Source organism: Microbacterium sp. HMWF026 (genome assembly GCF_003061325.1).
Classification (GTDB): domain Bacteria; phylum Actinomycetota; class Actinomycetes; order Actinomycetales; family Microbacteriaceae; genus Microbacterium; species Microbacterium testaceum_E.
The window spans coordinates 1-4,995 of the sequence record NZ_QAJB01000050.1; the positions used below are offsets into that span (position 1 = coordinate 1).

The 4,995-nt window shown below is 54.9% G+C and carries 3 rRNA genes; all 3 read right to left on the reverse strand.

Going from position 1 to position 4,995, the window contains the following annotated elements:
- Positions 1-49: 49 nt before the first annotated feature.
- A 5S ribosomal RNA gene (gene rrf / locus DBR36_RS02450) occupies positions 50-166 on the reverse strand.
- Positions 167-268: 102 nt separating this feature from the next.
- Positions 269-3,380, reverse strand: a 23S ribosomal RNA gene (locus tag DBR36_RS02455).
- Between the two features lie 414 nt (positions 3,381-3,794).
- Positions 3,795-4,995: ribosomal RNA gene (locus DBR36_RS02460) — 16S ribosomal RNA — on the reverse strand; the annotation flags it as partial.

Sequence of the window (4,995 nt, forward strand, 5' to 3'; positions counted from 1 at the left end):
AATGCGAAATGGCCACCCAGCTTTGGGTGGCCATTTCGACTGAAAAGAAGTCCGGCGGTGTCCTACTCTCCCACAGGGTCCCCCCTGCAGTACCATCGGCGCTGAGAGGCTTAGCTTCCGGGTTCGGAATGTGACCGGGCGTTTCCCTCTCGCTATGGCCGCCGAAACACTATTGATGTTTCAAAACCAACAACGATATGTTTCATTGTTGTGTTCCCGACCGTACATCGAGAACCACTCAGTGGACGCAAGCACCAAAAACAGGTGTGTTATCAAGTCATCGGCTTATTAGTACCGGTCAGCTTCACGTATTACTACGCTTCCACATCCGGCCTATCAACCCAGTAGTCTGGCTGGGAGCCTCTCACCATAAATGGTATGGAAGTCTCATCTTGAGGCCGGCTTCCCGCTTAGATGCTTTCAGCGGTTATCCATCCCGAACGTAGCTAATCAGCGGTGCTCCTGGCGGAACAACTGACACACCAGAGGTTCGTCCAACCCGGTCCTCTCGTACTAGGGTCAGATCCTCTCAAACTTCCTACGCGCGCAGCGGATAGGGACCGAACTGTCTCACGACGTTCTAAACCCAGCTCGCGTACCGCTTTAATGGGCGAACAGCCCAACCCTTGGGACCTACTCCAGCCCCAGGATGCGACGAGCCGACATCGAGGTGCCAAACCATGCCGTCGATATGGACTCTTGGGCAAGATCAGCCTGTTATCCCCGAGGTACCTTTTATCCGTTGAGCGACAGCGCTTCCACAAGCCACTGCCGGATCACTAGTCCCGACTTTCGTCCCTGCTCGACCTGTCAGTCTCACAGTCAAGCTCCCTTGTGCACTTACACTCGCCACCTGATTGCCAACCAGGTTGAGGGAACCTTTGGGCGCCTCCGTTACATTTTGGGAGGCAACCGCCCCAGTTAAACTACCCACCAGGCACTGTCCCTGAACCGGATCACGGTCCTAAGTTAGATATCCAGAGTGACCAGAGTGGTATTTCAACAATGACTCCACACTCACTGGCGTGAATGCTTCACCGTCTCCCACCTATCCTACACAAGCCACACCGAACACCAATACCAAGCTGTAGTAAAGGTCACGGGGTCTTTCCGTCCTGCTGCGCGTAACGAGCATCTTTACTCGTAATGCAATTTCGCCGAGTTCGCGGTTGAGACAGTTGGGAAGTCGTTACGCCATTCGTGCAGGTCGGAACTTACCCGACAAGGAATTTCGCTACCTTAGGATGGTTATAGTTACCACCGCCGTTTACTGGGGCTTAAATTCTCAGCTTCGCCTTGCGGCTAACCGGTCCTCTTAACCTTCCAGCACCGGGCAGGCGTCAGTCCGTATACATCGTCTTGCGACTTGGCACGGACCTGTGTTTTTAGTAAACAGTCGCTACCCACTAGTCTCTGCGGCCACCACACCCTTTCGGAGCAAGTCCTAATAAGTGGATGGCCCCCCTTCTCCCGAAGTTACGGGGGCATTTTGCCGAGTTCCTTAACCACGATTCTCTCGATCTCCTTGGTATTCTCTACCTGACCACCTGAGTCGGTTTGGGGTACGGGCAGCTAGAACCTCGCGTCGATGCTTTTCTCGGCAGCATAGGATCACCCACTTTTTATCCGCATCGTGTCTCAGCCTGTATAAGTGACGGATTTGCCTATCACTTGGCCTACGCACTTGCACCAGGACTACCATCGCCTGGCTTGGGCTACCTTCCTGCGTCACACCTGTTAATACGCTAGCCGCACCAGCATGGGGTCGAGCGTTCACACGGACGACCATCACCCCGAAGGGATCCGGAACATTCCGAGCTAGGACTCTTAGCACCACTGGATTGACTGGGGCGGTTCTTCGCCGGTACGGGAATATCAACCCGTTGTCCATCGACTACGCCTGTCGGCCTCGCCTTAGGTCCCGACTTACCCAGGGAAGATTAGCTTGACCCTGGAACCCTTGGTCTTTCGGAGGACGTGTTTCTCACACGTCTTTCGCTACTCATGCCTGCATTCTCACTCGTGTAGCGTCCACGGCTGGGTCACCCCGCCGCTTCACTCGCCACACGACGCTCTCCTACCCATCAACACGGCTGGACCACGAAGGCCTACCAAAAATGTCAATGCCACAACTTCGGTGGCGTGCTTGAGCCCCGTTACATTGTCGGCGCGGAATCACTTGACCAGTGAGCTATTACGCACTCTTTCAAGGGTGGCTGCTTCTAAGCCAACCTCCTGGTTGTCAAAGCAACTCCACATCCTTTCCCACTTAGCACGCGCTTAGGGACCTTAGTTGGTGGTCTGGGTTGTTTCCCTCTCGACTATGAAGCTTATCCCCCACAGTCTCACTGCTGCGCTCTCACTTACCGGCATTCGGAGTTTGGCTGACGTCAGTAACCTTGTAGGGCCCATCGGCCATCCAGTAGCTCTACCTCCGGCAAGAAACACGCAACGCTGCACCTAAATGCATTTCGGAGAGAACCAGCTATCACGAAGTTTGATTGGCCTTTCACCCCTATCCACAGCTCATCCCCTCAGTTTTCAACCTAAGTGGGTTCGGTCCTCCACGACGTCTTACCGTCGCTTCAACCTGGCCATGGATAGATCACTTCGCTTCGGGTCTAGGACACGCGACTGACTCGCCCTATTCAGACTCGCTTTCGCTACGGCTACCCCACACGGGTTAACCTCGCCACGTATCGCTAACTCGCAGGCTCATTCTTCAAAAGGCACGCTGTCACCCCTACTAAGGAGGCTCCAACGGTTTGTAAGCAAACGGTTTCAGGTACTATTTCACTCCCCTCCCGGGGTACTTTTCACCTTTCCCTCACGGTACTTGTCCGCTATCGGTCATCTGGGAGTATTTAGGCTTATCAGGTGGTCCTGACAGATTCACACGGGATTTCTCGGGCCCCGTGCTACTTGGGATACTCTTCACGCCAAGAACAGGCATTTCGACTACGGGGTTCGCACCCTCTATGACCGGCCATTCAAAACCGTTCGTCTATACCCTCTTGTCACGTCGACTGCTCGGCAGAACAATCAGAAAAGTCCCACAACCCCCCACACGCAACCCCTGCCGGGTATCACACGCATGAGGTTTAGCCTCTTCCGGTTTCGCTCGCCACTACTCACGGAATCGCTGTTGCTTTCTCTTCCTGTGGGTACTGAGATGTTTCACTTCCCCACGTTCCCTCTACCCGCCCTATATATTCAGGCGGGAGTCACCAGGTACGCACGCGCCCTGGCGGGGTTTCCCCATTCGGACACCCTCGGATCAAAACTCGCTTATCAGTTCCCCGAGGCTTATCGCAGATTGCTACGTCCTTCTTCGGCTCCAGATGCCAAGGCATCCACCGTTTGCTCTTAAAGACTTGAAATCACATGAGTTGAATCGTCAAAAAATTGACTAATGATCTTTAAGATCATCTTCACGACACCATCCCGAAGGATCATGTCGAAGATGCTCGCGTCCACTGTGTAGTTCTCAAAGTACGGGCGGTACCCCTCCCACCCCCACCAACAGGCGAAGCAGAAGAAGCCCTAGAGGAACAGCCACCAACCACCAGAATCCAAAGACCCCGCGATCAGCGCCCGGCCCCTCAGGACCCAACAGCGTGCATGCCCCGCCCATCGAAGCCCCCACCTTTCCTGTCACCGAAGCGACGTACTCAGCAGAAACCCCCACAAAACGGAGCCTCATCAAATGTTCCACCCATGAGCTAACCGGCAGACACATTCGGTCTGATCCGGCGCCTGAACAACCCCATTACAGGGCGTCAGATGCTCCTTAGAAAGGAGGTGATCCAGCCGCACCTTCCGGTACGGCTACCTTGTTACGACTTAGTCCTAATTACCGATCCCACCTTCGACGGCTCCCTCCACAAGGGTTGGGCCACCGGCTTCAGGTGTTACCGACTTTCATGACTTGACGGGCGGTGTGTACAAGACCCGGGAACGTATTCACCGCAGCGTTGCTGATCTGCGATTACTAGCGACTCCGACTTCATGAGGTCGAGTTGCAGACCTCAATCCGAACTGGGACCGGCTTTTTGGGATTCGCTCCACCTCACGGTATTGCAGCCCTTTGTACCGGCCATTGTAGCATGCGTGAAGCCCAAGACATAAGGGGCATGATGATTTGACGTCATCCCCACCTTCCTCCGAGTTGACCCCGGCAGTATCCCATGAGTTCCCACCATTACGTGCTGGCAACATAGAACGAGGGTTGCGCTCGTTGCGGGACTTAACCCAACATCTCACGACACGAGCTGACGACAACCATGCACCACCTGTTCACCAGTGTCCAAAGAGTTGACCATTTCTGGCCCGTTCTGGTGTATGTCAAGCCTTGGTAAGGTTCTTCGCGTTGCATCGAATTAATCCGCATGCTCCGCCGCTTGTGCGGGTCCCCGTCAATTCCTTTGAGTTTTAGCCTTGCGGCCGTACTCCCCAGGCGGGGAACTTAATGCGTTAGCTGCGTCACGGAAACCGTGGAATGGTCCCCACAACTAGTTCCCAACGTTTACGGGGTGGACTACCAGGGTATCTAAGCCTGTTTGCTCCCCACCCTTTCGCTCCTCAGCGTCAGTTACGGCCCAGAGATCTGCCTTCGCCATCGGTGTTCCTCCTGATATCTGCGCATTCCACCGCTACACCAGGAATTCCAATCTCCCCTACCGCACTCTAGTCTGCCCGTACCCACTGCAGGCCCGAGGTTGAGCCTCGGGATTTCACAGCAGACGCGACAAACCGCCTACGAGCTCTTTACGCCCAATAATTCCGGATAACGCTTGCGCCCTACGTATTACCGCGGCTGCTGGCACGTAGTTAGCCGGCGCTTTTTCTGCAGGTACCGTCACTTTCGCTTCTTCCCTGCTAAAAGAGGTTTACAACCCGAAGGCCGTCATCCCTCACGCGGCGTTGCTGCATCAGGCTTTCGCCCATTGTGCAATATTCCCCACTGCTGCCTCCCGTAGGAGTCTGGGCCGTGTC